General features: G+C 66.8%; 21 protein-coding genes. 16 read left to right on the forward strand and 5 right to left on the reverse strand.

Annotation, left to right across the window (positions count from 1 at the left end; all coding sequences use genetic code 11):
- Positions 1 to 12: 12 nt before the first annotated feature.
- Positions 13 to 1,488 carry a polysaccharide biosynthesis tyrosine autokinase gene (locus tag DAE25_RS12675; protein WP_107766553.1) on the reverse strand — a complete coding sequence of 492 codons (1,476 nt, stop codon included), beginning with the start codon at positions 1,486 to 1,488 and terminating at the stop codon, positions 13 to 15.
- A gap of 134 nt (positions 1,489 to 1,622) precedes the next feature.
- Between DAE25_RS12675 and DAE25_RS12680 the strand changes: the two genes are divergently transcribed.
- Positions 1,623 to 1,991, forward strand: coding sequence for a phosphomannose isomerase type II C-terminal cupin domain (locus DAE25_RS12680; protein ID WP_107766554.1), 369 nt, complete (start codon positions 1,623 to 1,625; stop codon positions 1,989 to 1,991).
- Here the strand turns inward: DAE25_RS12680 and DAE25_RS12685 are convergent.
- Together DAE25_RS12685 and rfbB are read right to left on the reverse strand one after the other, a co-directional pair.
- Positions 1,955 to 3,370: a sugar nucleotide-binding protein gene (locus DAE25_RS12685; RefSeq protein ID WP_107766555.1), complete on the reverse strand. Its 1,416-nt coding sequence runs from the start codon at positions 3,368 to 3,370 to the stop codon at positions 1,955 to 1,957. The genes DAE25_RS12680 and DAE25_RS12685 overlap by 37 nt on opposite strands.
- Positions 3,367 to 4,365, reverse strand: coding sequence for a dTDP-glucose 4,6-dehydratase (gene rfbB, locus DAE25_RS12690; RefSeq protein ID WP_107766556.1), 999 nt, complete (start codon positions 4,363 to 4,365; stop codon positions 3,367 to 3,369). The genes DAE25_RS12685 and rfbB overlap by 4 nt, the downstream gene beginning before the upstream one ends.
- Positions 4,366 to 4,422: 57 nt before the next feature.
- On the opposite strand from rfbB, the gene rfbA reads away from it, so the two are divergent.
- Positions 4,423 to 5,301 carry a glucose-1-phosphate thymidylyltransferase RfbA gene (gene rfbA, locus DAE25_RS12695; RefSeq protein WP_107766557.1) on the forward strand — a complete coding sequence of 293 codons (879 nt, stop codon included), beginning with the start codon at positions 4,423 to 4,425 and terminating at the stop codon, positions 5,299 to 5,301.
- Here rfbA and DAE25_RS12700 read toward each other — a convergent pair.
- A complete protein-coding gene (locus tag DAE25_RS12700; RefSeq protein WP_107766558.1) occupies positions 5,295 to 6,812 on the reverse strand; it encodes a sugar transferase in 1,518 nt (505 codons plus the stop codon). The genes rfbA and DAE25_RS12700 overlap by 7 nt on opposite strands.
- Before the next feature lie 311 nt (positions 6,813 to 7,123).
- A complete protein-coding gene (locus DAE25_RS12705) occupies positions 7,124 to 8,386 on the reverse strand; it encodes a hypothetical protein (protein ID WP_159083711.1) in 1,263 nt (420 codons plus the stop codon).
- 363 nt (positions 8,387 to 8,749) lie between these two features.
- Here DAE25_RS12705 and DAE25_RS12710 point away from each other — a divergent pair, with 363 nt between their 5' ends.
- The 14 genes from DAE25_RS12710 (at position 8,750) to DAE25_RS12775 (ending at position 24,594) form a co-directional block, all read left to right on the forward strand.
- A complete protein-coding gene (locus tag DAE25_RS12710; protein ID WP_159083712.1) occupies positions 8,750 to 10,525 on the forward strand; it encodes a polysaccharide biosynthesis protein in 1,776 nt (591 codons plus the stop codon).
- 33 nt (positions 10,526 to 10,558) lie between these two features.
- On the forward strand, positions 10,559 to 11,587 hold the full coding sequence (locus DAE25_RS12715; RefSeq protein ID WP_267895257.1) for a polysaccharide biosynthesis protein: 1,029 nt from the start codon (positions 10,559 to 10,561) through the stop codon (positions 11,585 to 11,587).
- Positions 11,587 to 12,549 carry an MraY family glycosyltransferase gene (locus DAE25_RS12720; RefSeq protein WP_107766561.1) on the forward strand — a complete coding sequence of 321 codons (963 nt, stop codon included), beginning with the start codon at positions 11,587 to 11,589 and terminating at the stop codon, positions 12,547 to 12,549. The genes DAE25_RS12715 and DAE25_RS12720 overlap by 1 nt, the downstream gene beginning before the upstream one ends.
- Entirely contained in the window at positions 12,546 to 13,787 is a 1,242-nt protein-coding gene (locus tag DAE25_RS12725) for a glycosyltransferase family 4 protein (protein ID WP_107766562.1), read from the forward strand. The genes DAE25_RS12720 and DAE25_RS12725 overlap by 4 nt, the downstream gene beginning before the upstream one ends.
- Positions 13,788 to 13,816: 29 nt before the next feature.
- A complete protein-coding gene (locus DAE25_RS12730; protein ID WP_267895260.1) occupies positions 13,817 to 14,710 on the forward strand; it encodes an NAD-dependent epimerase/dehydratase family protein in 894 nt (297 codons plus the stop codon).
- Positions 14,707 to 15,828 (forward strand): polysaccharide biosynthesis C-terminal domain-containing protein, encoded by a 1,122-nt coding sequence (locus DAE25_RS12735; protein WP_107766564.1) that lies wholly within the window; start codon positions 14,707 to 14,709, stop codon positions 15,826 to 15,828. The genes DAE25_RS12730 and DAE25_RS12735 overlap by 4 nt, the downstream gene beginning before the upstream one ends.
- A complete protein-coding gene (gene wecB, locus DAE25_RS12740; RefSeq protein ID WP_107766565.1) occupies positions 15,825 to 16,943 on the forward strand; it encodes a non-hydrolyzing UDP-N-acetylglucosamine 2-epimerase in 1,119 nt (372 codons plus the stop codon). Before DAE25_RS12735 ends, wecB begins: the two co-directional genes overlap by 4 nt.
- On the forward strand, positions 16,940 to 18,061 hold the full coding sequence (locus DAE25_RS12745; RefSeq protein ID WP_107766566.1) for a glycosyltransferase family 4 protein: 1,122 nt from the start codon (positions 16,940 to 16,942) through the stop codon (positions 18,059 to 18,061). The genes wecB and DAE25_RS12745 overlap by 4 nt, the downstream gene beginning before the upstream one ends.
- The gene (locus tag DAE25_RS12750) at positions 18,058 to 19,254 is read left to right on the forward strand and encodes an oligosaccharide flippase family protein (protein ID WP_159083715.1); all 1,197 of its coding nucleotides are present in this window, start codon (positions 18,058 to 18,060) and stop codon (positions 19,252 to 19,254) included. The genes DAE25_RS12745 and DAE25_RS12750 overlap by 4 nt, the downstream gene beginning before the upstream one ends.
- Complete coding sequence (locus tag DAE25_RS12755) at positions 19,248 to 20,147, forward strand: glycosyltransferase family 2 protein (protein WP_159083716.1); 900 nt, start codon at positions 19,248 to 19,250, stop codon at positions 20,145 to 20,147. The genes DAE25_RS12750 and DAE25_RS12755 overlap by 7 nt, the downstream gene beginning before the upstream one ends.
- Positions 20,148 to 20,304: 157 nt before the next feature.
- Positions 20,305 to 21,252: a polysaccharide pyruvyl transferase family protein gene (locus DAE25_RS12760; RefSeq protein ID WP_159083717.1), complete on the forward strand. Its 948-nt coding sequence runs from the start codon at positions 20,305 to 20,307 to the stop codon at positions 21,250 to 21,252.
- The gene (locus DAE25_RS12765) at positions 21,249 to 22,619 is read left to right on the forward strand and encodes an O-antigen ligase family protein (protein ID WP_107766569.1); all 1,371 of its coding nucleotides are present in this window, start codon (positions 21,249 to 21,251) and stop codon (positions 22,617 to 22,619) included. The genes DAE25_RS12760 and DAE25_RS12765 overlap by 4 nt, the downstream gene beginning before the upstream one ends.
- Positions 22,620 to 22,970: 351 nt before the next feature.
- Positions 22,971 to 23,183, forward strand: a complete 213-nt coding sequence (locus DAE25_RS23920) for a hypothetical protein (RefSeq protein ID WP_456093767.1) — start codon at positions 22,971 to 22,973, stop codon at positions 23,181 to 23,183.
- A 301-nt stretch (positions 23,184 to 23,484) separates the two neighbouring features.
- The gene (locus DAE25_RS12775) at positions 23,485 to 24,594 is read left to right on the forward strand and encodes a hypothetical protein (RefSeq protein WP_159083718.1); all 1,110 of its coding nucleotides are present in this window, start codon (positions 23,485 to 23,487) and stop codon (positions 24,592 to 24,594) included.
- Positions 24,595 to 24,709 lie beyond the last annotated feature (115 nt).

The raw sequence follows: 24,709 nt of genomic DNA on the forward strand, positions 1-24,709 counted from the left end.
GTCCAGAGTAGTTCAGGCCCGGCGACGGCCGGCCTTCGTGGGTTTCGTGGCCGACGCCTTGGACTCCGCCCTGGTGCGGGCGGTCGCCTCGCGGCGCGAGCGCTTGCTGTCCACCTCGACCTCGGACGCGAAGCCATAGCCATAGCCATACCCGTAGCCGTACCCGTAGCCGGTGCGGTTCTTGCGACTGGGCGCCTGATTGATGACCACGCCGAGGGCCTTGGCATCGACGGCCTCGAGGCGCTCGATCGAGTGCTGGAGCTGGTCGCGCGTGGTGCGGCCGTGGCGGATGACGATGACGGCGCCGTCGGCCTGGGCCGCGATCAGGGCGGCGTCCGTGACGGGCAGCAACGGCGGCGCGTCGACGATGATCACGTCGAACTTGCCGCGCAGGTCGGTGAGCAGGGCCTCCATGGCGTGCGACTGGAGCAGCTCGGACGGGTTGGGCGGGATCGGCCCGGACGCGAGCACCTGCAGCCCGGACGTGCCGTACTCCTGGAGGGCGTCGACCAGGGAGACCTTGCCGATGAGCACGTTGGTGGTGCCGACGGCCCCGTCCAGCTGGAGGCGTTGGGCGATGAGCGGCCGGCGTAGGTCGGCCTCCACCAGCACGACCCGCTGGCCGGCCATCGCGGTCGTGAGCGCCAGGTTGATCGCGGTGGTCGTCTTGCCCTCACCGGGCAGCGAGCTGGTCATCACGATGACCTTCTGCTCCTCGTCGACCTCGACGTACTGCATGTTGGTGCGCAGCACCCGGAAGGCCTCGGCCCACGGGGTCGCCGAGGTGAGGACCTCGAGTGGCGCAAGGTTGGCGGCCTCGTCGGTGGCGATGTTGCCCAGGATGGGTGCGTCGGTGACGTCGCCGATGTCGTCGCCGGTGGAGAGGGAGGTGTCCAGCAGCTCCCGGGCGACGGCGAGGCCAATGCCCAGCAGCAGCCCGAGGACACCGGCCAGGGCGAGGTTGCGAACGGGTTGCGGGGAGACAGGCGACGATGTTTCCACGGCTTCGTCCACGATGGTTGCCCGGATGGGGGCACGACTCTCACCGTCTGGCGTCTCGAGCTCCCGCACCAAGATCGTCAGCTCCTCGCCGTAGGCCTGGGCGATATCACGAGCCCGGACGGGGTCCATGTCCACGGCGGTGATCTCGAGGTTGACGGTTTCCGGGACGACGCTTGCCGTGACTGAGTCCATCAGTTCCTCGGGGTCGGAATCGTCTCCCAGCCGCTCGCTGACCTGGCCGGCCAGTGCGCGGCTGGTGACAAGGTCGGCATATGACGTCACCCGTTGCGTGGCAAAGAGGTTGCCGGCGTAGGCCGAGCTCGAGTCGGACTCGCTCGTGGTCGAGACAAAAAGTCGTGTCGACGACTCGTACTGCGGAGTCGCTGTCAAGGTGACGATGCCGGCGAAGGCAACGACGATCACGAGCGTCGCCACCACGATGCGCCAGCGACGACGGACAGCCAGCCAGTAGTCCTTGAGTTCCACGCGGTTCCGTTTCCCGAGGGGTGAGAGTGAGACGCCCCACCCTAGACGGCGCGACGACGGGTTCGACATCGTGGACGGTCTCCGACAGGTAGGGTCTGCGGGTCATCCGACGCACACAAGGGGAGAAGTAACGCATGTCGCTGGACTGGGAAGAGCGCCCGTGGGGCTCGTGGCACGTCATCGATGAGGGTGACGGCTACAAGGTCAAGCGCATCCATGTGGCTCCCGGCCAGCGTCTGTCCTACCAGACCCACGAGCACCGCTCGGAGCACTGGGTGGTCATCGCCGGCACTGCAACGTGTGTGGTGGAGGGCGAGACCCTCATCGCGGAGGCGGGTCACTCCATCGACGTCGCGCTCGGCGCGGCGCACCGCATCACCAACGCGCACGACGAGGAGCTGGTGATCATCGAGGTGCAGCGCGGCGCCTACACCGGTGAGGACGACATCTGCCGCCTCGAGGACGACTACGGCCGGTCGGACGACGCCGTCGAGGCCAGGTAGCGTTCCAGCGCGACCGTCGCGTCCTCCGGCTCGAAGCCGGTGGCCTCGAGCCGCTCCAGCGACATCGCGCTGCGCAGCGGGCGCGGGGCGAAGGGCTTGTCCTGGGCGAGCACGCCGGCGGCGTACTCCTCCGTCGTGATCGGCGTGACGTCGTCGGCAGACCGACCCGAGCGCTCGAAGACCGCCTGCGCGACCTCGGCCCACGACATCGCGGGCCCGCCGTTGGAGACGTGGTAGGTGCCGTGGTCGGCACCCGACTCGAGCAGGTGCCGGGTGGCGCGGACCAGCTCGTCAGTGAAGGTGAGCCGCCCGACCTGGTCGGAGACCACGCTCGGGGAGACGCCATTGGCGGCGAGTCGCTGCATGGTGCGCACGAAGTTGTTGCCCTCGCCGATGACCCACGAGGTGCGCAGCAGGTAGTGCCGCGATGCGATCGCGACGGCGATGTCGCCGGCCGCCTTGGACTGCGCGTAGACGCCGAGGGGGCTCAGCGGCTCGTCCTCGGTGTGCTCCTCGGCGGTGCCGTCGAAGACGTACTCCGACGAGTAGTGCACCAGCGTGAAGCCGTGGCGGCAGGACAGCCGGGCCAGGGTGGCGGGCGCGACGGCGTTGGCAGCCCAGGCGTCACGGCGACCCTCGGGCGTCTCGGCGGTGTCGACCGCGGTGTAGGCGGCGGCGTTGAGGACCACCGCGTACTCGTGCCACGGCCAGGCGGCGACGGCCGCGGCGTCGGTGACGTCGAGCTCGGCCCGCGTGACTCCCTCAGCGCCCGGAAGGTCCGCGACGAGGGCCTTGCCCAGCTGGCCGCCGGCGCCCAGGACCAGTGTCCGCTTGGGCGCGATGGCGGTCGCCGGGTCGAGGGCCGGGTTGTGCTGGTCCTTGTCGGAGATGATCGCGTCGGCCAGCGGGATCGGCCACGGGATGGCCACGGTCGGGTCGTCGAGCGCGAGCGCGGGGTAGGCGATGCCCGGACGCCAGTGCTCGTTGACGAGGTAGGTGTAGGCCGTCGCGTCCTCGAGCGTCTGGTAGCTGTTGCCGACGCCGCGCGGGACGTAGACCGCGACCGAGGTGTCCATCTCCAGGGAGAAGGTGGCGCCGAAGGACTCGCCCTCGCGCATGTCGACCCAGGCGCCGAAGATCCGGCCGGTGGCCAGCGAGACGAACTTGTCCCACGGCTCGGTGTGGATGCCGCGGGTCACGCCGCGGTCGGCGTTGAAGGAGACGTTGTTCTGCACCGGGCCGAAGTCGGGCAGGCCGATGGCGAGCATCTTCTCGCGCTGCCAGTTCTCCTTGAAGAACCCGCGGGCGTCGTCGCGGCGGTCAAGGCGGACGACGACCAGGCCGGGGATGGGGGTCGTCTCGAGGGAAGGAAGGGTCACTGGCCCTTCTCCGCGTACTGCGCCTCGACGGACTGCTTGACCGGACGCCACCAGTCCTCGTGCGTGCGGTACCACTCGATGGTGTTGGCCAGCCCGGACTCGAAGTCCTGGAACTGCGGCTGCCAGCCGAGCTCCTGGCGCAGCTTGCCGGACTCGATGGCGTAGCGCAGGTCGTGGCCGGCCCGGTCGGTGACGTGGTCGAAGGCGTCGGCGGGCTGGCCCATCAGGGTCAGGATCAGCCGGACGACCTCGAGGTTGTTCTTCTCCCCGTCGGCGCCGATGAGGTAGGTCTCGCCGATCTCGCCCTTGTTGAGGATCGTCCACACGGCCGAGGAGTGGTCGTCGGCGTGGATCCAGTCGCGGACGTTCTCTCCCGAGCCGTAGAGCTTGGGGCGGATGCCGTCGATGACGTTGGTGATCTGGCGGGGGATGAACTTCTCGATGTGCTGCCAGGGGCCGTAGTTGTTGGAGCAGTTGGAGACGGTCGCCTGCACGCCGAAGCTGCGGACCCACGCGCGGACCAGGTGGTCGGAGCCAGCCTTGGACGCGGAGTAGGGCGAGGACGGGTTGTAGGGCGTGTCCTCGGTGAAACGCTTGGGGTCGTCGAGCTCGAGGTCGCCGTAGACCTCGTCGGTCGAGACGTGGTGCAGGCGCTTGTCGTGCTTGCGGACCGCCTCGAGGATCGTGAACGTGCCCAGGATGTTGGTCCGGATGAAGGGGCTCGGGTCGTGCAGCGAGTTGTCGTTGTGCGACTCCGCGGCGTAGTGCACGACCGCGTCGTGCTCGGCGACCAGCGGGTCGACCACGTCGGGCTCCGCGATGTCACCGACGACGAGCTGGACGCGGTCCTCGGGGAGACCGGCGATGGCCTCGCGGCTCGCGGCGTAGGTCATCTTGTCGAGCACGGTCACCCGCACGTCGGTGTGCTCCATCAGGTGGTGCACGAAGTTGGAGCCGATGAAGCCGGCGCCCCCGGTCACGAGAAGTCGATCCATGCGCCGGAGTGTAGTGGTGGTGACACGGCCGGAAGCGACCCCTCTAGGGTGACGACCATGCGCGGAATCATTTTGGCCGGCGGCACCGGGTCGCGACTGCACCCGATCACCCAGGGCATCAGCAAGCAGCTCGTGCCGGTCTACGACAAGCCGATGATCTACTACCCGCTCTCCACCCTCATGCTCGCGGGGATCCGGGACGTCCTCATCATCACCACTCCGCACGAGGCCGAGGGCTTCCACCGCCTGCTGGGCGACGGCTCACAGTTCGGCGTCGACATCACCTTCGCGGTGCAGCCGAGTCCCGACGGCCTGGCGCAGGCCTTCATCATCGGCGCGGACCACGTCGGCGACGACACGGCCGGACTGGTGCTGGGCGACAACATCTTCTACGGCACCGGCCTCGGCACCCGGCTGCGCCGCTTCGAGAACCTCGTCGGGGCGGCCGTCTTCGGCTACCACGTGGCGGACCCCACGGCGTACGGCGTGGTGGAGTTCGACGCCGAGGGCCGCGCGCTGTCGCTGGAGGAGAAGCCCGAGAAGCCCAAGAGCCACTTCGCGGTGCCGGGTCTCTACTTCTACGACAACGACGTGATCGGGCACGCCGCGGACCTGAAGCCCTCGGCCCGGGGCGAGCTCGAGATCACCGACCTCAACCGGATCTACCTCGAGCAGGGCAAGCTCCAGGTCGAGGTGCTGCCGCGCGGGACCGCGTGGCTCGACACCGGCACGTTCGACTCGCTCAACGACGCGAGCAACTTCGTCCGTACGATCGAGGGTCGCCAGGGCTTCAAGATCGGCGCGCCGGAGGAGGTCGCCTGGCGGATGGGCTTCCTGTCCGACGACGAGCTGCGCCAGCGTGCCGAGCCGCTGGTCAAGAGCGGCTACGGCGCCTACCTCCTCGACCTGCTCGAGGAGCAGCGCGAGGGTCAGTAGGCCCCGCGGCTGCCGAAGACGGCGCCGAAGGTGCGCGCCAGGATCGACAGGTCCTGGAGCATCGACCAGTTGTCGACGTAGTAGAGGTCGAGACGGATCGCCTCGTCGAACGACAGGTTGGACCGTCCGGAGACCTGCCACAGTCCGGTCATGCCGGGGCGCACGCGCAGGCGGCGGTGCATGTGGTCGGCGTACGCCTCGACCTCGCTGGGCAGCGGCGGGCGCGGGCCGATGAGGCTCATGTCGCCACGCAGGACGTTGAAGAGCTGGGGCAGCTCGTCGAGGGAGAAGCGACGCAGCCAACGACCGGGCGTGGTGATGCGCGGGTCGTCGACCATCTTGAAGAGGCCTTCCTTGTGGCCGATCTCCGCGTGGAGGTCCTGCAGCATCTCCTCGGCGTTGGTGACCATCGTGCGCAGCTTGAGGCAGGAGAAGTCCTGGCCGTCCTTGCCCACCCGGGTCTGGCGGAAGAGGATCGGGCCGCGGTCGAACGCCCACACTCGGAACGCTGAGAACGCAAAGACGGGGGAGAAGGCCACCACGAGGCAGGTCGCGACGACCACGTCGAAGGTCCGCTTGCCCCACCGAACCGCGGCGGCCGAGCGGGGCGGGTCGAGGTGGATGAGCGGGAGGCCGCCTACGGGACGGATCTGCACCCGCTCGCTCGACACGTCGGTGACGCTCGGTGCGACGACCACGGAGACGTCGCGCTCCTCGAGGTCCCACACCGCTTGGCGGGTCTGGGCCGACGAGGTGAAGGCACCGCCCACGACGAAGACCGTGTCGGCCTTGAGGGTGTCGGCGGCCCAGGCGACGTCGTCGGTGTTGCCCCACACCCGGATGCCGGACGCTGTCTCTTCGCGGAAGTCGGTGGGCGGGGTCAAAGCGCCGACGACCTGGTAGCCGAGCCAGGACTCGCGGCGCAGCACCGCGGCGATCTCGTCGACGTGGGAGGGGAGCCCGGCGAGCACGACCCGCTGGAGGAGAGCGCCACGTCGGCGTGCGCTCTTGAGCAGGGTCCGCATGACGACCCGGCCGAGCACCAGGAGGGGGATCCCGCTCAGGAACGAGAAGAGGTAGAGGCCCCGGGAGAACTCGTACTGGATCAGGTAGCAAAAGATGCCGACGAGGCCGGCAGTAATCAGGGTGGCGTTGATGACGAGCTTGTACTCGTCGGTGCCGGCGCCAAAGAGACGCGACCGGTAGCCGCCGAGGCCGAAGATCACGACCAGCCACAGGACCACGAGGCCGGCGATGATCTCCGCTCCCACCGGGATGCCCTGGATGTTGCGGGGGAAGACGGGAAGGGCCTCGCGCATGAGTCCGCCGACGGCGACGGCGGCGAGCATCATGGCCAGGTCGACCATCACGGCGGCGAGCGGGATGCGGGCGAGGGCACGACGGGAGGCCTTGCGGGCCGCGGTGGGGGCGGCGGCAGTAATGGCCGCGGCCGCGTCGGCATCCTGCGTCGTGCCGACGCTGGTGCTCAACCGCTCACTGATGATCGACATACGTTGCCCCCCACAGGCCCCGAAACAGATCGGGCCGATGTCGGCCCGACGAGGCACAACCCTGTCATCTGTTCAGAGAGAGTTCGGACGCTTGATTCAATTGTTTACCAACGTGTGGTCAAGATCTCCCTGACTGTGACCAAAATGAGTATCAGGGGTCACGTAGGGCCGCCTGGGTCCCACCCCTTGGAGGGGGGATTTCACCTCAGAGACGTACTGAAACGACGGGTCACACCCGATCGAGGACTGCGGCGACCATCCGGGCCGCGACCTCGGGTCTGTCCTGCCTCCTGCTGCTGCGGGGTTCCGGGTCAGCGGCGCGGGTCGTTGCCCTTGCCCCGGCTCGGTTCGCGCCGGGACTCGATCATCACCGGCACCAAGCCAACCCGCACACGGCCGCGCGAACTGATGTCGCGGACCGTCCCGTCAGGGGAGAAGAGCCGCCTCGTACGGTCCGGAACGACGACGCGCCGTTCCCTCCCGGACATGCTCCAGATGACTCGGCGCTCAGCCTTCTTGGTAATGAAGAGGCAGGTGTAGAGGTCGCCCTTGGTGATCGTGCACCCTGCGGCCCGGGTGTCGATCAGCCATGGCTGGATCACGCCGAAGGCCCTGCCGGGCGCCGCCAGCTGGTTGTCAGGGGTGAGCATGGCCGTGTTCATGTTCGGCGTCGGCGGAGACCAGTAGTGCCAGTAGACACGCTCGGTCCCGATGGAGGCGTTGAGCACGTAGGTCTTGACCACGTTCGCGACCTGCTGGTCGACGCTGATCGGGACAGTCGCTCGACCTCCGTTCACGTCGTAGTTGATCTCGACGATCCAGATCGGCCCGGAGAAGCCGTACTGCGACGTCATGCGGCGCAACCACTTCACGAGCTTGATCCCCTTCTCAGGCCCGATCCTGGCCCGGGGAAAGCCGCTCAGGCTTGCCACGTCGACCAACTCGGCCACGGGCTTCCCGCCCACCCGCTCGCTCCAGTACTCGCGGAACCAGGCCCGGTTGGAGGAGTACCGGATGGGTCCGTGTGGAGCCACCACCTCGGCCCCGGGAGCGTGTCGGCGCACTTCCAGCGCAGCGACGCGGGTCATCTTCGCCATGTGTCGAGGGGTGCCGATGTAGTTGCACGGGCAGTTCATCTCTGCAAACACCTGATAGTCCGCACGGGCGCCGTAACGCTCGGCCAGGGCCCGCACGAAGGTGCGGTAGGCGCTCAGCCTGGGGGGCCGGAGCAAGCTCGGGACGCCCGACTCGCCCACTCCGTAGAAGGCGGGGGTGCCGAAAAGGGTGAGCAGCGGCTTGGACCCGTGCTGCCGAGCCATGTCGATCCTGGCGTCGAGCTTCGACCAGTCGAGCTGCCCGGGGGAACGTTCCACATTGGCCCAGTTGACGATCAGGCGCGCGGTAGGCGTCGACACCAACGGTGCCGCAGGAGCTGAGAGCTGGATCAGGTCGATGCCGAAGAGGTGCGGCTTGACCCGCTCGGCGTGGGCCGACGGGGGGAGCCAGACCATCAGGGTCGCAGCTAGAGCGCCGACTGCGGCGCGGCAGACCACCCGGGACACGTGAGCATTCATTGTCGCGGACGGTAACAGCAGACGCCACGCCTGCTCGATGCTTCTCGTCTGCGTCCATGGCTGCGCGCAGGCCAGCCCGAGGTCGGCCGTGCTCAGCCCTCAGGTCGGCACGCGCCCCCACAGGTCGGCACGCACCCCCCACAAATAGGTTGAAGATGCTTCGACTGGCATGATGTGACCATTCAGTCAGGCGCTACTTGACGCCGGGGTTCGCTTGCCCGCGGGTGGCGACCTGCGTCGGTGCGCGTCTACGACACGCTCATCATTGGATTCGGCCCTCAGTGGGCGTCAGTACTTCGTGGGGGAGTCATGGCAGGGACAGGGATACAGTCGCGGGTGCGCGCCAGGCGTACGGGCGTGCTCATGGCATTCGACGCCTCGGCGTTGGTGCTCGCCTACTGTGTGGGCCTGACCGCGCGCTACGGCGGCGACATCGATGCCGTCTGGCAGCACGCGGCGTGGATCACGCTCGGCGCCGTCGGACTCCAGTGGGTCGTCGGCCTCGCCAGTCGCGTCTACCTGGGTCGCGTAGGCGTGGCCACCATCGAGGAGACGATCGCCCTGGGCCTCGTCACCTTCGGTTGCGGCATGACGGTGGCGACGTTGAACGCCATCGCCGACCCCCCGTGGTTCGCACGAAGCGTCCCCCTGACCGCGACCTTCCTCGGGTTCTTCGTGATGCTGACGGTCCGGGCCCTGTGGCGCCACCTGACCGATCAGATCGCTCTGACGGGTGCCGAAGGCGCTCGGCGCGCGGTCATCGTCGGTGCCGGCTACAGCGGCAACCGCCTCGCGCGTTCGATGCTGGGTCGGCCCGAGGAGGGCCTGATCCCGGTGGCCTTCCTCGACGACGACCTGTGGAAGCGCAAGCGGCGGCACTTCGGCGTCCCCGTCATGGGCCGGTTGGAGGACCTCGAGCGCGTCGTCCACCACACCGGCGCCGAGGTGGTGGTGGTCGCCATCCCCTCTGCATCCAAGGAGCTGATCCGCCCGCTGGTCGACCAGGCGCGGGACCTGGGCATCACTGTCAAGGTGCTGCCGTCGTTCGCCGAGTCCTTCTCCGCCAAGGCCGACGTCCGCGATGTGCGCAACGTCAACATGGCCGACGTCCTCGGGCGCGCGACCGTCGAGACCGACGTGTCGACCATCGCGGGCTACGTCACCGGCAAGCGGGTGCTCGTCACGGGGGCGGGCGGCTCGATCGGTTCAGAGCTCTGCCGCCAGCTCCACAAGTTCGGCCCTGCCGAGCTCATCATGCTCGACCGCGACGAGTCGGCCCTGCACGCGGTGCAGCTCTCCATCCACGGTCGTGCGTTGCTGGACAGCCCGGACGTCGTGCTCAACGACATCCGCGACGAGCCCGCACTCCGTGAGATCTTCGAGGAGCGCAGGCCCGAGGTCGTCTTCCACGCCGCGGCCCTCAAGCACCTGCCGATGCTGGAGCAGTACCCGCTCGAGGCGTTCAAGACCAACGTCTTGGGCACTGCCAACGTGCTTCGGGTGTCCACAGAGGTCGGCGTCGGCACCTTCGTCAACATCTCGACGGACAAGGCGGCCGATCCCAAGAGCGTGTTGGGCTACAGCAAGCGCGTGGCTGAGCGTCTCACGGCGGCAAGGTCTAAGGAGACCGACGGCGCCTACATCAGCGTCCGCTTCGGCAACGTCCTCGGCAGCCGCGGGTCGGTGCTCCACACCTTCACCGCGCAGATCGCGGCCGGCGGCCCGGTCACCGTCGTGCACCCGGACATCACGCGATACTTCATGACGGTCGAGGAGGCCGTGCAGCTCGTCATCCAGGCAGGCGCGATCGGCCAGGACGGTGAAGTGATGATCCTCGACATGGGGCAGCCGGTGAAGATCGACGACGTGGCGCGACAGCTCATCGAGCTCTCCGGCGAGAATGTCGAGATCGTCTACACCGGCCTGCGCGAGGGGGAGAAGCTGCACGAGAAGCTGTTCAGTGGTGCCGAGAGCGACCAGCGCTCCAGACACCCCCTCGTCTCCCACGCGCCGGTGTCGCCGCTGGCTGAGGGCGTCGTCCGGTCGTACAAGCTGGACACTTCGACCCACCTGGGGCTCCGCCAGGCATTCGAGGACTGGGTGCACCTGCCCGATCCCGTTGCCTCCTACGTCGACTGACCCTTCCCAACAACCTGAAAGCGAGTCCTCTCCTTGTCGACGCCAGTCGATTCCCAGTCCACCGTCCTCGTCACGGGTGGCACCGGCTCCTTCGGCTCCTCGATGGTCCGGCGCCTACTCGACGGTGGCATCGGCGAGGTCCGCATCCTCAGCCGCGACGAGCTCAAGCAGGACGACATGCGGCGCCGGATCGGTGACGATCGTGTCCGCTTCTACATCGGTGACGTCCGCGACTACGACAGTGTCGACCGCGCCACCCGCGGCGTGGACTACGTCTTCCACGCCGCCGCCCTCAAGCAGGTCCCGAGCTGTGAGTTCTTCCCCCTCGAGGCGGTGCGCACCAACGTCCTGGGCAGCGCCAACGTGATCGAGGCGAGCAACGCCAACGAGGTGCGTTCGGTGGTCTGTCTGGGCACGGACAAGGCGGCCTACCCCGTCAACGCGATGGGCATGTCCAAGGCCATGATGGAGAAGGTTGCCCAGGCATTCGCGCGCAACAACCCGACGGCCAACACGGTCGTCTCGACCGTTCGCTACGGCAACGTGATGATGTCCCGGGGTTCCGTCATCCCGATGTTCGTCGAGCAGGTTCGTGCCGGCCGGGAGCTCACCGTCACCGACCCGAAGATGACCAGGTTCTTGATGTCGCTCGACGAAGCCGTGCTGCTCGTGGAGCACGCGTTCGAGCACGCGCGTCCGGGTGACCTGTTCATCAAGAAGGCGCCGGCGTCCACCATCGAGGACCTGGCGCTTGCCGTCGGCAACGCCATGGGGGTCGTCCCGGAGATCAAGGTGATCGGGACCCGGCACGGAGAGAAGCTCTACGAGACGCTGGCGACCCGCGAGGAGCTGGCGCGGGCGGAGGACCAGGGCGACTACTTCCGGGTCGCCGTGGACGCTCGCGACCTCAACTACGGCGAGTACTTCGACGCGGGCGACCGCAGGGAGTCGGAGCTCGACGACTACCACTCCCACAACACCGAGCGGCTCGACGTCAACCAGGTGGGGGATCTCCTGCTCGGGCTGCCCAGCTTCCAGCGTCTGATCGAATCCGGAGCGTGATGGTCGCGTTCTCGGTGGCCTTGGCCGCGGCTCTCCTGCTGACCGGTCTGATCGTGCCGTTCCTGCGGCGCGGCCAGCTCCTCGACGTACCCAACGAGCGGTCGTCGCACAGCGTGCCGGTGCCGCGCGGGGGAGGGCTGGCTGTGATGGCGGCGGTGGCTCTCGCGAGCACCGCCGCGGCCCTGACAGGGCGCGAAGTGCTGTGGGTCCCGTTGATCCTCGCGCTTGCGCTGGCCGCGGTGGGGTTGGCTGACGACCGCATGCCGCTGCCCGGGGCCGTACGCCTCGTGCTGCAGCTGATCGCCGGGGTCGGGGTTGCGGTGTGGGCGGTGTCGACCGCCTCGCCCGCTCCGGCCGTGGGTCTCTTCGCGCTGGTCACGGTGGTGGCCGTCGCCGGGTACGTCAACGCCTTCAACTTCATGGACGGTATCAACGGGATCTCCGCGCTCACCGCGGTGGTCGCAGGGGCGTGGTGGTGCTGGATCGGCGTCGAGAACGACCTCGACGGTCTTGTCACTCTCGGCGCCGTCGTGGCAGGGTCCATGCTCGGGTTCGCGCCGTGGAACGCGCCGCACGCCCGTGTCTTCCTCGGCGATGTCGGCAGCTACGGGGTCGGGTTCCTCGTGGTGACGGGTGGCGTGTGGGCGTGGGCGAACGACGTCTCCGCGGTGCTGTGCCTGGCGCCGCTTGCCGTCTACATCGCCGACACCGGCTGGGTCCTGGTCAAGCGTGCAGCCGGCCGGCGCCCCCTCATGCAAGCGCACCGCGAGCACGTCTACCAGCAACTGGTGGACGGGGGGTGGTCGCACACTGCCTCGGCCTCGCTGTGCGCAGCAGTGAGCTTGGTGGTGTGCTGCGCGATCGCCCTGGCGCCACTCACCGTGTCCCTACCCGCGGTGGCAGCGCTGCTGCTGGCCTACCTGGTGGCGCCGCATCTCGCGCGGACAGGGGCTGTCGCGTGAAGATCGGCATGATCAGCCAGTGGTATGAGCCAGAGACCGGCGCGGCTGCCCACCCGACGGCGATCGCCAGGGGTCTCCAGGCTCGCGGCCATCAGATCCGTGTCCTCACCGGCTTTCCCAGCTATCCGCAGGGCAGGGTCTACGACGGCTACCGGATGCGAATGCGGGACCTCGAGATGCGCGACGGCATCGAGCTGCTTCGCGTGCCCGACGTGCCGAGCCACGACCAGAACGCCCTGCGGCGCGCACTCACGCTGACCTCGTTCGCCGCCTCCGCCACGACCCAGGTGGGCTGGCTCCGCGGAGCGGACGTGGTCCTCACCTACTTGTCCCCGGCCACCGTCGGGCTGGCCGCATGGGCGCTGCACAGGCTGCACTCAGTGCCCTACGTGCTCTACGTGCAGGACCTCTGGCCCGAGACGGTGACTGCGAGTGGCTTCCTGCCCGGCGCGCGCCTCAACGACGTCGCGGAGTCCGTGATCAACGTCGGCCTGCGCGGCCTCTATCGCCGTGCGGCCGGCACCGCTGCCCTGAGCCCCACCATGGCCGGGATGCTCGCCGAGCGCGGCACGACGGTCCCGCCGGTCTCGATCCCCAACTGGGTGGACGAGCGCGTCTTCGCTCCCACGGCTTCGCCCGCCCGGTCGCTGTCGCGGGAGCTGCCGACGGACCGGACGTGGCTGATGTACGCCGGTGGCATGGGCGATGTGCAGGCCCTCGACCACGCGGTGCGCGCCATGGCGCGGCTGTCCGCGCGGCCTGACATCGGACTGGTGTTCGTGGGCGACGGGGTCGCCAAGGATCGACTCGAGCGGTTGGCGGTCGAGCTCGGCGCCGCGGACCGGGTGCTGTTTCTCGGATCTCGACCGATGTCGGCGATGCCCGCGCTCATGGCCGAGGCGGCGGCGCAGCTGGTGTCGCTGAAGGACCTCCCACTCTTCACCGGGACCATCCCCAGCAAGATCCAGGCGGCGATGGCGTGCGGCAGCCCGATCGTGTGTGCGGTCGCAGGGGACGCCGCCGACGTCGTCACTGATGCGGGGTGCGGTGTCGCGGTGCCCCCCGAGGACGACGCCAGATTGGCAGAAGCGTTCCAGGCCGTCGTCGACATGGGTCCCGACGCCCGTCGCCGGTTGGGTGACGCGGGCCGCCGGGCGTACGTCGAGCGCTACTCGGCCGAAGCGGGAACCGAGCGGCTCGAGCAGCTGCTCGCGCAGGCCGCTCGGGGGGCTCGGTGAACGGCGCAAAGAGTCCGCGAGTGGTGGCCGTGCTGGGGGCCAGCGGGTTCGTCGGCTCCCACGTCGTGAGCGCGCTCATCCGCAGGGGGGCGGAGGTCACAGCCGTGCGTGCTCCGCGGCTGAGCACCAGCGCGAGGAGCGTGCCAGACCTCCGAGGTGAGCTCGAAATGTCTCACGTGAAGGCCGAGTCGGACCGCTTGCGCGCGGAGCTGGCCGGCGCCTCGACCGTGATCAATGCGGCTGGGCTCGCCCACGCGACCGGTGGTGGTGACGACCTGTTCGGCGCCAACGCCCTCCTCCCTGCAGTCGTGGCTGAGGCGATGGAGGACGGTGCCCGCCTGGTGCACGTGAGCTCCGCTGCCGTCCAGGGGCGGATGTCGCCCTTGGACGAGTCGAACACCCGGGCCCCCTTCAGCCCCTACTCGGCGTCCAAGGCGCTCGGTGAGGAGCTGGTGGCGCAGCGCGCCGACACGGTGTGCTTCCGCCCCACCTCGGTCCACGGTCCTGACCGTCAGGTCACGCGCAGCCTGAGCCGCTTGGTGTCCTCTCGGGTGGCCTCGGTGGCTGGGCGGGGGGACGGGCCCACCCCCCAGGTGCTGGTCGACAACGTGGCCGACGCAGTCGCGTTCATTGCACTCACCCAGCAGATCCCACCTGCCGTCGTCCTCCAGCCGCACGAGGGTCTGACGGTCGCAGGCCTGGTGCGGAGCCTCGGCGGGCGCGAGCCGCTTCATGTGGCGACGTGGCTGGCGCGTCCACTCGTCCGAATGCTCAGCGAGCTGGGGAGCGTGCTCCCACCGATAGCAGGTGTTGCGCGCAGATTGGAGATGCTGTGGTTCGGCCAGCATCAGGTCGACGGTTGGCTGACCACGACGGACTGGTCAGCTCCGGAGAGCGTGGAGCGTTGGAAGGACATGATGTGAAGCAGGTTGCAATCACCGGTGGTTTCGGGTTCCTGGGCTGGCACACAGCGTGCAGGCTCCGGGCCCTGCACCAAGTCGAGCCGGTACGGCTGGGGCGGGCGGATCTCGCCGACCCAGCCCGGCTGGCGGCCGTCCTCGCCGGGGCCGACACGGTCATCCACACGGCCGGGGTCAATCGGGCCGACACGGACGCCGAGGTCGAGGCCGGCAACGCGCATGCTGCCGAGACGTTGGCCGCAGCGCTGCGTGCGGCCGGTCGACCGGTCGACGTCGTCTACGCCAATTCGGTCCAGGCCGAGCTCGACAACCCCTACGGACGTGGCAAGGCGGCCGCGGCCCAGATCCTGGCCGCGGTGTGCGCCGAGACGGGCGCGCACTTCGCCGACCTGCTGCTGCCCAACCTGTTCGGTGAGCACGGGCGTCCGGGCTACAACTCGTTCGTGGCCACCTTCGCCCACGAGGTGGCTGCCGGTCGTACGCCGAGCGTGACCGGAGACCGGGAGATCGAGCTGCTGCACGCCCAGGAGGCAGCGGCAGCGCTGATCGGGGCGGCTGGTCAGGACCTGCGCACGACCATCCGCGGTGAGGCCATCGGGATCCGCACGGTGCTGGAGACTTTCGAGGAGTTCCACGAGGTCTACGGCAAGCGCGGCGAGATCCCCGACGTGTCGCAGCGGATGCGGCTCAACCTGTTCAACACCTACCGCGCAGCCGCGTTCGGGAACGCTCCCGAGCTCGCGCCGCAGGTGCACGCGGACAACCGCGGCGACCTCTTCGAGACCGTGCGCTCGCACGGTGGCACTGGGATGTCGTACGCCTCCACCACCAGGCCGGGTCAGAAGCGTGGCGAGCACTACCACCTGCGGAAGATCGAGCGCTTTGTCGTGGTCAAGGGAGAGGCGGAGATCCAGCTGCGCCGCCTGCTGCACGACGAGGTAGTGACGCTCCGGGTGAGCGGTCGGCGACCGGTCTTTGTCGACATGCCGACCCTCTGGGTGCACAACATCCGCAACGTGGGTGACGACGACTTGCTGACGGTGTTCTGGGCGGACCAGCTGCTCGACCCCGCCGATCCCGACCAGTTCCCCGAGACGATCATCCAGGAGGCGCACGCATGAAGGTCATGACCGTGGTCGGCACGCGCCCGGAGATCATCCGGCTCGCGCGGGTGATCGACCGCCTGGACACGACCCAGGGCATCGAGCACGTCCTGGTGCACACGGGCCAGAACTACGACTACTCGCTCAACCAGGTCTTCTTCGACGACCTCGGCCTGCGCGCACCGGACCACTACATGGGCGTCGACACGAGCAGTCTGGGCGCGGTGCTGGGAGGTGTGCTCATCGGGACCGAGAAGGTCCTCCTCGAGGAGCGCCCCGACGCACTTCTGGTGCTGGGCGACACGAACTCCTGCATCGCGACCGTGATGGCCAAGCGGATGCGGATCCCGACCTATCACATGGAAGCAGGCAATCGCTGCTTCGACGAGAACGTCCCCGAGGAGACGAACCGCCGGCTGGTCGACCACGTGGCGGACTTCAACCTGGCCTACACCGAGCACGCGCGACGCAACCTCCTCAACGAGGGCTTGCACCCGCGCCGGGTGCTCGTCACGGGCTCGCCCATGCGCGAAGTGCTCGAGCACTTCCGCGGCCGGATCGACGCCGCTGGTGCGTTGGAGCAGCTGGGTCTGGAGTCGGGTGGCTACTTCCTGGTCAGTGCGCACCGCGAGGAGAACGTCGACTCTCCCGAGCGGCTGCGGCTCCTGATCGAGTGCCTGGAGCGCGTCGCTGCCGTATGGGACCTTCCGGTCGTGGTCAGCACGCATCCGCGCACTCGGAAGCGGCTGGCGTCGCTGGAGCAGGACATCGAGGGCGACATCCGCTGGCTGGAGCCCTTCGGCTTCCACGACTACAACAAGCTCCAGCTCGAAGCGGCGTGCGTCCTCTCCGACTCCGGCACGATCTCTGAGGAGTCCTCGATCCTGGGATTCCCGGCGATCACGCTCCGTGATTCGATCGAGCGCCCGGAGGCCCTCGACTCGGGATCGATCATCATGACCGGTCTCGACGCGGGCGACGTGGAACGCGGCGTGCGGATCGCCATGGCCGACGGTGCCGTTTCGTCCTCGATCCCGGCCGGGTACGAGATCGCCGACACCAGCAATCGCGTGGTCCGGTTCATCGCCTCGACCACGTCGCGGCACCGCCAGTGGGCGGGTATTCGTCGATGAGCGACCTCCGCCTGCTGGTGGTGTACCCCCACCTTCCTCACTATCGTGACGGTGTCTTTCGCTCCTTCGCGAACCGCCCAGAAATGGATGTCTCCTTCGCGGCGGCATCTGAGTCGAAAGATCCCAGCATCGAGACCATCCCCTTGTCGCAGTTCAACAGCGTCGAATTGGTCAACCGATGGTTTGGACCGGCTTTGTGGCAGCGAGGGTTGATCCTTCACCTCCTCCGCAACAGATATGACGCGGTCGTCTTCCTAGGCGACGTCAAGTACCTGTCCACCTGGGCGTCTGCCTTACTGCTCAGACTCCTGCGCCGGAAGGTGATCTTCTGGACCATCGGCTGGCACAAGCCCGATCGATACCTGGCCAAGTGGCTGCGTCTTGCCTTCTACCGTCTGGCTCATTCGCTGGCTCTCTACGGCGAAGTCGGGCGACAGATCGGTGTGAAGGCCGGTTATCCGCAGGAGAGAATGCACGTCATCGGGAACAGCGTTTCGTCGAGCGCCAAGGACCAGTGCCCCGAGTGGTCGAGTCCAGACCTTGCCGATCTTCGAGAGTGGCGCGTTCTGATGGTCGGCCGTCTGACCTCTGTGAAGAACCTGCCTCTCGTCATTCAAGCGATTGCAGGCTCCGCGCGATTGGCTCGGCGTACGTCAGTCCTCTTCGTTGGAGATGGGCCGGAACGTGAGGCTTTGGCGGACCTTGCTGCCGAATACGGCGTTGATGCACGTTTCTTGGGCGCCATTTATTCAGACGAAGCGCTCGCCCAGGTGTATCGCGAAGCACATGTCACGGTGGTGCCAGGCGCTGCCGGACTGACAGTCATTCAGAGCCTGGAGCACGGGGTACCCGTGATTACGCACGATTCGCCGTTCCACCAGATGCCTGAGGCCGAAGCGGTCGTTCCAGGGCGCACGGGGGCCACATACCGCTACGGTGACGTCGCGGACCTGGGACGCCGAATGGAAGAGTGGACCGAGATTCTGTCTGGAGGTGCCGGAGAGTACGCGGACTTATGCCGTCAGGAAGTCCGTACGCGCTGGTCGCCGGAGGTCCATGCCGATCGCTTGGCGGACGTGGTTCGTGGGGCACGCCCCCGTGTCGAGGACACCGGGTGAGCCCAGATCGCGGCCGGTCGATCCGCAGTGCTTTCGCCGCGCTACTGGTGGCACGTCTGGCGTCGTCTCTGCTGCAAGCCGGATTGCTGGTGACACTCGCTCGGGAAGTCGATCCGAAGACGTTCGGATCGGTTGCAGCCTTCATTGTGATCATCACCCTGGGTGGCGCGGTTGCAGACCTGGGGCTGGAGACCGCCGCTCTTCGTCAGAGCGCCGTGAATCTCTTGTTTGTCGGAAGAATGCGACGTCTACATTCGGCATTGGTCGGTTCGGCATGCTTGGTCATGCTTGGTGTGAGCGCGCTGGGTGTCATCCTCGGGCTGGATCTGCTCTCACTGTTGCCTCTGATGCTATGGGTCTACCTCGAACGGCGCATGAGTTTCGACATCGGCCTCAACATTGGCCACCAAAGGACGCTACGTGCCGGCGTGGCGTTGGTCGGCGCCCGGATGGTGACAGTGGGTGCGTTCATTCTGCTCCCGATCGATGTGTCCCCGGTTCTTGCCTACAGCCTGAGCTCGGTGCTTGGGAGTGGTGTGGGTGTGATGCTGGCGAAGTTCCACGTACCCCCCTCGAGGGGTGCCGCGGACGCTACGGTGAAGCAGGTCCTCAAGGCGGCGAATCCGTTCTGGCGCGCTACCATGTCGGGTCTGCTGCGGACGCTTGATGTGCTGATCGTTCAGGCGGTATCCGGGCAAGGGGTCAGTGGTATCTACGCTCTGCCCTCGCGAGCGATTGCCCCGATGCGCCTCATCGCGACAAGCATCTCCACGACGGCTTTGCCGTACGCAGCGCGACGTGATTATGCGAGGCTCAGGACGCTTGAGCGCACGATGCTGGTAGCACTGTGTGCGGCCATCGCAATGGCGATCGCGGGTTGGGCGTTCGTCGACGACTTCGTGGTGATGGTGTTGGGGGAGGCATATGAGCCGTCGGCGGATGTCCTTCGCGTGTTGATCATCGGGGTTGTTCTGAACGTGCCTGGGGCCTTTTGGAGCGGGGTCCTGCAAGGGACTGGACACGAGCAGTACGTGGCTCGAGTCGGCGCTCTCCTCGTGGTGGTGTTTCTGCCTCTGGTCGCTGTGGGTTCAGCCCTTGGTGGCGCAGTCGGCGCCGCGACGGGAGTGACAGCCACATATCTTCTCCAAGTAATGATCTTTGGAACCCAACGAGTAAGGACAGGCAAGTGGTGATCGAGTCGCTGGCAGTGTGTATCCCGACGCGAGACCGCCCAGCACAGTTGCGCAAGGCTTTGGATGCGGTGGCGCGACAGACGGTATCGGGGGTCGAGGTGACGGTCGTCGTCGCTGACAACTCGGCGGTGCAGTCTGCCAGGGAGATATGCGACCACCACGCAACCTCACCTCACTACCTCAGCGAATTGCGGCCGGGTGTATCCCATGTCCGCAACGCGTTGCTCGAGATGACAGACGAACTCGGGGTCGACGCTCTCTACTTCTTGGATGACGACATGGTGCCGGAGCCGGGCTGCCTTGAGGCTTTCGTGCGTGGGACGGTGGTGTGGCCGGACACCATACTCACCGGACCCGTTCAGTATGTGTGGGAAGTTGTTGACGGAGTTCCCGTTTCGACGGAGCAGGTTCCGATCGTCCGCGAGGAGCGAGCGCACGGCACTCCACTCCAGGTGACAGGCACCGGAAACACCTTTATTCCCCTGGCGGTGTGGAGGCGGTGCGGTAAGCCACGCTTCAATCCCGCATTGGGCACGTCGGGTGGCGAGGACACTGACTTCTTCGACCGGCTGACTGCCGACGGCGCGCAACTGAGGTGGTGCGCAACTGCGCGCACCGCGGAGTCCTTGCCGAAGCATCTGGGGACATCGAAGGCGGTGGCAGGTCGCTACTTGAGAGCAGGCTTTGCGAATGGGACCATCGCGTTGCGTCGCCGACCCCGCCTGGTCGTCCTGGTCGAGGGGATCGGTCGAAGCGTGCTCGGCGCCGTGGCGATGTGTCTGCCAGCCAGAATCAGCCCATTGGCGAACGCGCGGGCCACCTTCTGCGCCGGCGTCGGACGTGCCCGGGCGGCACTGGGACGACCGCCACGTCACTATGGTGTGGAGGGGTGAACTGGTGGTGACTCCACAAAGGCGGCGTCTTCAGGCTGTGCGAGGCGTCTCCAAAGTCCTCTGGGATGACCGTCACCAAGCGCGTTGGGTGTTGCGGCGACGGGTGGATGCGGCGTACTTGGGGTGGCACGGGCGAGGAAACCTGGGCGATGAGGCCATGTTCAACTCCGCTGTCCGCCACTCGCTCGTTCCTCTGTTCCCCGCTCCGCTGCACAGAGCGAGCAGAGCCATCGCGAGCGGCGTACGCATCCGCACCCTTGTATTGGGTGGGGGCACGCTCATTGGCCGCGACGAGTGGGCCACTCGGCTCGACGCCCTCCTCGGTCGGACCCATGTCGAGCGGCTTGTCGTCCTGGGCACAGGCTGCGAAGACCTGTCTCGCGCCCTTGAACTGGGAATCGCCACGGAACGAGGACTGAGGCGATGGTCGTCGTTGCTGCAGAACGCTGACCTTGTCGGCGTGCGCGGACCTGACTCTCAGCAGTCCTTGGCTGACCTGAGCGTGGGCTCGAAGGTCGTCGGGGATCTCGGACTATTGGCCGACACACTGGCCGACGACGGCCCGCTGACGCCCTCGGCTCAGCCGATCCCGAGACGCATCGGCGTGAATGTTGCGGGTGTGGAAGACGCCCTTGGCCATGACCGGCGATCTCAGCTGAGCACGGTGGCGATGACTGTGTCCGCACTCAGGGATCAGGGGTTCAGCCCGGTGTTCTTCTCGATGGAAGCCGAAGATGACGAGGTCGCTCGTCGGCTGGCTGAGAGTGCCATGGTCGAGATGCAGCCGTTCCGCAACAACCTCGATGACATGTTGACCTTCCTCATGGGTTGCTCGGCGGTCCTGTCGGAGCGACTGCACGGAGGAATCTTGGCTACGGCCCTAGACGTCCCGAACATCCTTGTGAGCTACAAGCCGAAGTGTTTCGACTTTGCGAAGAGCGTCGGGCTGGAGGGAAACCTGGTGAGTCTGGAGGAGGTGGAGCCGCAGGCACTGGCCGAGCGGTTGATCCGCCTTTCGAGTACGAAGACTCCTGAGGTAGTCCGAGAGAACGTGTCGAACAGGCGCGCAGCAATGCTGGACCTGATCCGTGGAATCGGTGAATGATGTTTGTCAGTGTCTTGATCGGAGCCGGGGCGGCCGTGGCGATGATCGGCGGGATCGCTCGGTGGGGCGGCGAACGACGCCGCACGCTCTTACTCCACCTGATCTGGGGAGCGGTCTTCCTGTATCCGGTGGTGTTCACCGTCTTGGACGCAAGATCCGTCTACAACGGAGCTGACGCCCGCCTCGTGGACGATCGAATGTTCGCGTCCGTGAATGCGGCGTGGTCGGCCTTCACCTTGCTGATCTGCGCTGCGCTCATCTTGGGACTGCTCGTGCACGCTAGGCGCGAAGTGCTGAACCGGCTCGATGCGAGCCGTGCCATGACGTTCGGGTTGATCTTGTTCCTAGCAACAACGGGGGGGCTGGCAGCCATCGCTGGTTCGTGGAACCGGGTTCTTGGCGTGGGTCTTGTCGCTGGCGTGCTCGTGGCGCTGTTGTTGTCGGGCGAGCCGCTGTCAGCGTTGCTGGCGCGCTTGCAGATTGCAGGCCGTGTGTTGATCGGGGGAAGTCTCATCTCCGCGATCGTGTGGCCCGGGTGGAGCTTCGTTCCCTTCGGACACGGGGGGCGTGAATTCTTCGGCATAGGGTCCAGACTGATCGGCCTGACGCCATCATCGAACTATTTGGGGATCTTGGCAGTGATCTGCGTCTACGCAGAGCTGGCGCAGGCCCGTCAGGCCGGACGCCGTCCCAATCCGATTTGGCTCCTGCTCGCGGCTGGGACGTGTCTGTGGTCGCAGAGTCGTACTGCGTACTTAGTCTTGATTCTCTTGGCGATCTTCTTTGCACCGTGGATGCCAAGAAGGAAGTTACTGTGGGATCGGATTCGCGTCGGTACGCTCCTGGCACTCTTGGTCACCTCGATGCTCGTGCCGCTGGCCTTCGCCTTTTCGTCGATGGCACACAACGACACCCTGAGCAGGCTTGTTACGGGCAGGTTCGGCGCGTGGGACGCCGCGATCGAGGCGTTCGCCGACCATCCGGTGGCGGGATATGGGCCCGAGGCGTTCGGACAGGCTTTCTGGGACACTTATGGCTCGCCGGAGGGTCAGACGTACGCGAATGCTCACAACGTGTGGCTGGACGTGCTGGCCGCTACTGGATTGCTCGGAGGAGCAGCCTTTCTCGTCTTTGTGATCCTCTTGATGAGGCAGGCCGTCACGGGTCCTCTGATGGCTCGTGACGTGACGCTCGGCGCTCTTGTGCTTGTCATGGCGCAGATGCCGCTCGGCACTCCCTTCCGGTTGCACGGGCTCTCCTCAAACCTCATCACCGTGGCGATTGCGCTGGCTGTCGTGGCGGCATCCGATCAGCATGGAGCCATCCGACGAGCGGAAACCGGATCTGAAGTAGAGGAGTTGGCCTGAATGATTGCTCGACTGAAGCAGCGGTTGCGTCCTGCTCTCCGCCCCGCCCGCAATGAACTTGTGCAGCGAGGAAAGAGACTGACGCGTATCGTTCCCACGGCCTACGTCCACCCAACCGCCCGTGTCTCACGAGACCTCGTTTGCGGGGAGTTCGCATTCGTTGGCCCACGTTGCCGGCTCTATCCGGGAGTGAGCATCGGAAGATACTCAATGCTTGCGAGTGGCGTCGCGGTGATTGGTGACGATCATGTGTGGGACGTTCCAGGAATGCCGATCCAGTTCACCGGCAGGCCCGCGCAATCACGAACTCGGATTGCAGATGACGTGTGGATAGGGGACGGCGCCCTGATAATGCGAGGGATCACGATTGGCCGAGGCGCGGTCGTTGCCGCGCGCGCGGTCGTCACCAAGGATGTTGAGCCGTACGCGGTGGTGGCCGGGGTTCCAGCAAGAGTCATCAGTCATCGCCTCGATGCCGAGGGACGTGCCCAGCATGACGCGATGCTTGACGGAGATCTAGTCGAGCCGCGCTTTGTTGAACGCCTGGCCGCACCGCCCTCCTGAGGTTTAATTCACTGGAGCCAGTACGCGTGCTTTCAGCGGTCGTCGAAAAGGTCGCTGAGTTTCCCGAGGGGCAGCAATCCCGATGCCACGGTCATGACCAGCTCAGGATCCGAAACCGACATGGGGCGCCTCGCGGGCCAGGGCGACGGTTTGAGAGACTCTTTCGATGATGTTCTCATCTCGTCCCATTCCGCGTAGGGGCTTCTGGCCCCTCCTGATTCTGGCGCTGGCATTGTCGTCCGGGATGACCGTCGTCCCGTCACCCGCCGAGGCGCAGAGGATCAAGCCAGACTTCTGGGGCATGCACGACTTCGACTGGACGACGCCGCCGACCTTCCCGGTGGGATCTGCCAACTTCACGACTTCCGGGACCTATTGGCCCAGTGTCGAGACGCGCAAGGGTCGCTACGACTGGACCCGGCTCGACCAGCAGGTCGCTGCCGCCGAGGGTGTGGGCGCGCAGCCGATGGTCCTGTTGGGACAGACGCCGCGCTTCCACTCCGCGCGGCCGGGTTCGGCGGAGTACACCGACTTCATGCCCAAGATCTCAGCCTGGAAGCGATACGTCACCAAGGTCTCCAAGAGGTACGGCACCAGGGTCGACTACCAGATCTGGCCTGAGCCCAACATCGTGCAGAACTGGCAGGGCAGCCCGCGCCAGATGGCGCGGCTCACGGTGGTCGCTGCCAAGGCGATCCGAAAGAGCGTCGGCAAGAAGGCGACAGTGGTGTCGCCCGCGGTGGCGCTGCGGTTGGACAGCCAGCGCGCGTGGACGGTCGACTACTTCAAGCAAAGCATCGGTGGCGTGCGGGTCCACCGCCACCTCGACGCCATTGCCATCGATCCCTTCCCGGAGCAGGCAGGTACCCCGGAGGACTCGTTCGCGATCATGCGGGGCATCAGGAGACAGTTGGCGCGGATTGGTGTGCGCAAGCCGTTCTGGAACAACGAGATCAACTACGGAGTTCCCGGTGGTGGTGCGACCACGACGACGAGATATCCCGTGGCCAAGCAGCGCTCCTACGTGATCCGGACCTACGTCCTGAGCGCGGCCGCGCGCATGCAGCGGACCTACTGGCTGGGGTGGTTCAGCAACGCCACCATGGCGATCAACATGGCGGACAGCAGCGGTCGTCCGCTCGGCCCGGGCGAGTCCTATGCAGTCGTCCGCTCGTGGCTGAACAAGACCAACTTCAAGGGCTGCAGCACGAAGCGCGGCCTGTGGGTGTGCAAGGCCGCAAAGGGTGGCGAGGTCCGCAAGATCTACTGGAAGCGCCGCGGCAGGGCCACGATCAGGACGCCTCGATCGACCATCCGGGTCGAGAACCAGAAGGGAGCCGTGGACAGCCGCGAGGGCTCCAGCAAGATCCGCGTGACGTCCCGGCCGATCATGGTGGCAACGCGGAGGTGACCGCAGTCTCCTGATCGCGCAGGTGAAGCGCCGCGCGCGGCGAACCACCCGCACACCAGCTACACCGAAGAGGCCCCGACCAGTCCGGTCGGGGCCTCTTCCACGGTTGAGGGCG

Origin of the sequence: Nocardioides terrigena, assembly GCF_003047265.1 — a bacterium.
Taxonomy (GTDB): domain Bacteria; phylum Actinomycetota; class Actinomycetes; order Propionibacteriales; family Nocardioidaceae; genus Nocardioides; species Nocardioides terrigena.

Bases quoted from the DNA above. Each gene is read 5' to 3' on its own strand.
- DAE25_RS23920 (WP_456093767.1), top strand. From the start codon at position 22,971: ATGCGAGGGATCACGATTGGCCGAGGCGCGGTCGTTGCCGCGCGCGCG.
- rfbA (WP_107766557.1), top strand. From the start codon at position 4,423: ATGCGCGGAATCATTTTGGCCGGCGGCACCGGGTCGCGACTGCACCCG.
- DAE25_RS12745 (WP_107766566.1), top strand. From the start codon at position 16,940: ATGAGCGACCTCCGCCTGCTGGTGGTGTACCCCCACCTTCCTCACTAT.
- DAE25_RS12720 (WP_107766561.1), top strand. From the start codon at position 11,587: ATGGTCGCGTTCTCGGTGGCCTTGGCCGCGGCTCTCCTGCTGACCGGT.
- rfbB (WP_107766556.1), bottom strand. From the start codon at position 4,365: ATGGATCGACTTCTCGTGACCGGGGGCGCCGGCTTCATCGGCTCCAAC.
- DAE25_RS12765 (WP_107766569.1), top strand. From the start codon at position 21,249: ATGATGTTTGTCAGTGTCTTGATCGGAGCCGGGGCGGCCGTGGCGATG.
- DAE25_RS12680 (WP_107766554.1), top strand. From the start codon at position 1,623: ATGTCGCTGGACTGGGAAGAGCGCCCGTGGGGCTCGTGGCACGTCATC.
- DAE25_RS12775 (WP_159083718.1), top strand. From the start codon at position 23,485: ATGCACGACTTCGACTGGACGACGCCGCCGACCTTCCCGGTGGGATCT.
- wecB (WP_107766565.1), top strand. From the start codon at position 15,825: ATGAAGGTCATGACCGTGGTCGGCACGCGCCCGGAGATCATCCGGCTC.
- DAE25_RS12760 (WP_159083717.1), top strand. From the start codon at position 20,305: ATGTTCAACTCCGCTGTCCGCCACTCGCTCGTTCCTCTGTTCCCCGCT.
- DAE25_RS12700 (WP_107766558.1), bottom strand. From the start codon at position 6,812: ATGTCGATCATCAGTGAGCGGTTGAGCACCAGCGTCGGCACGACGCAG.
- DAE25_RS12710 (WP_159083712.1), top strand. From the start codon at position 8,750: ATGGCATTCGACGCCTCGGCGTTGGTGCTCGCCTACTGTGTGGGCCTG.
- DAE25_RS12705 (WP_159083711.1), bottom strand. From the start codon at position 8,386: ATGAATGCTCACGTGTCCCGGGTGGTCTGCCGCGCCGCAGTCGGCGCT.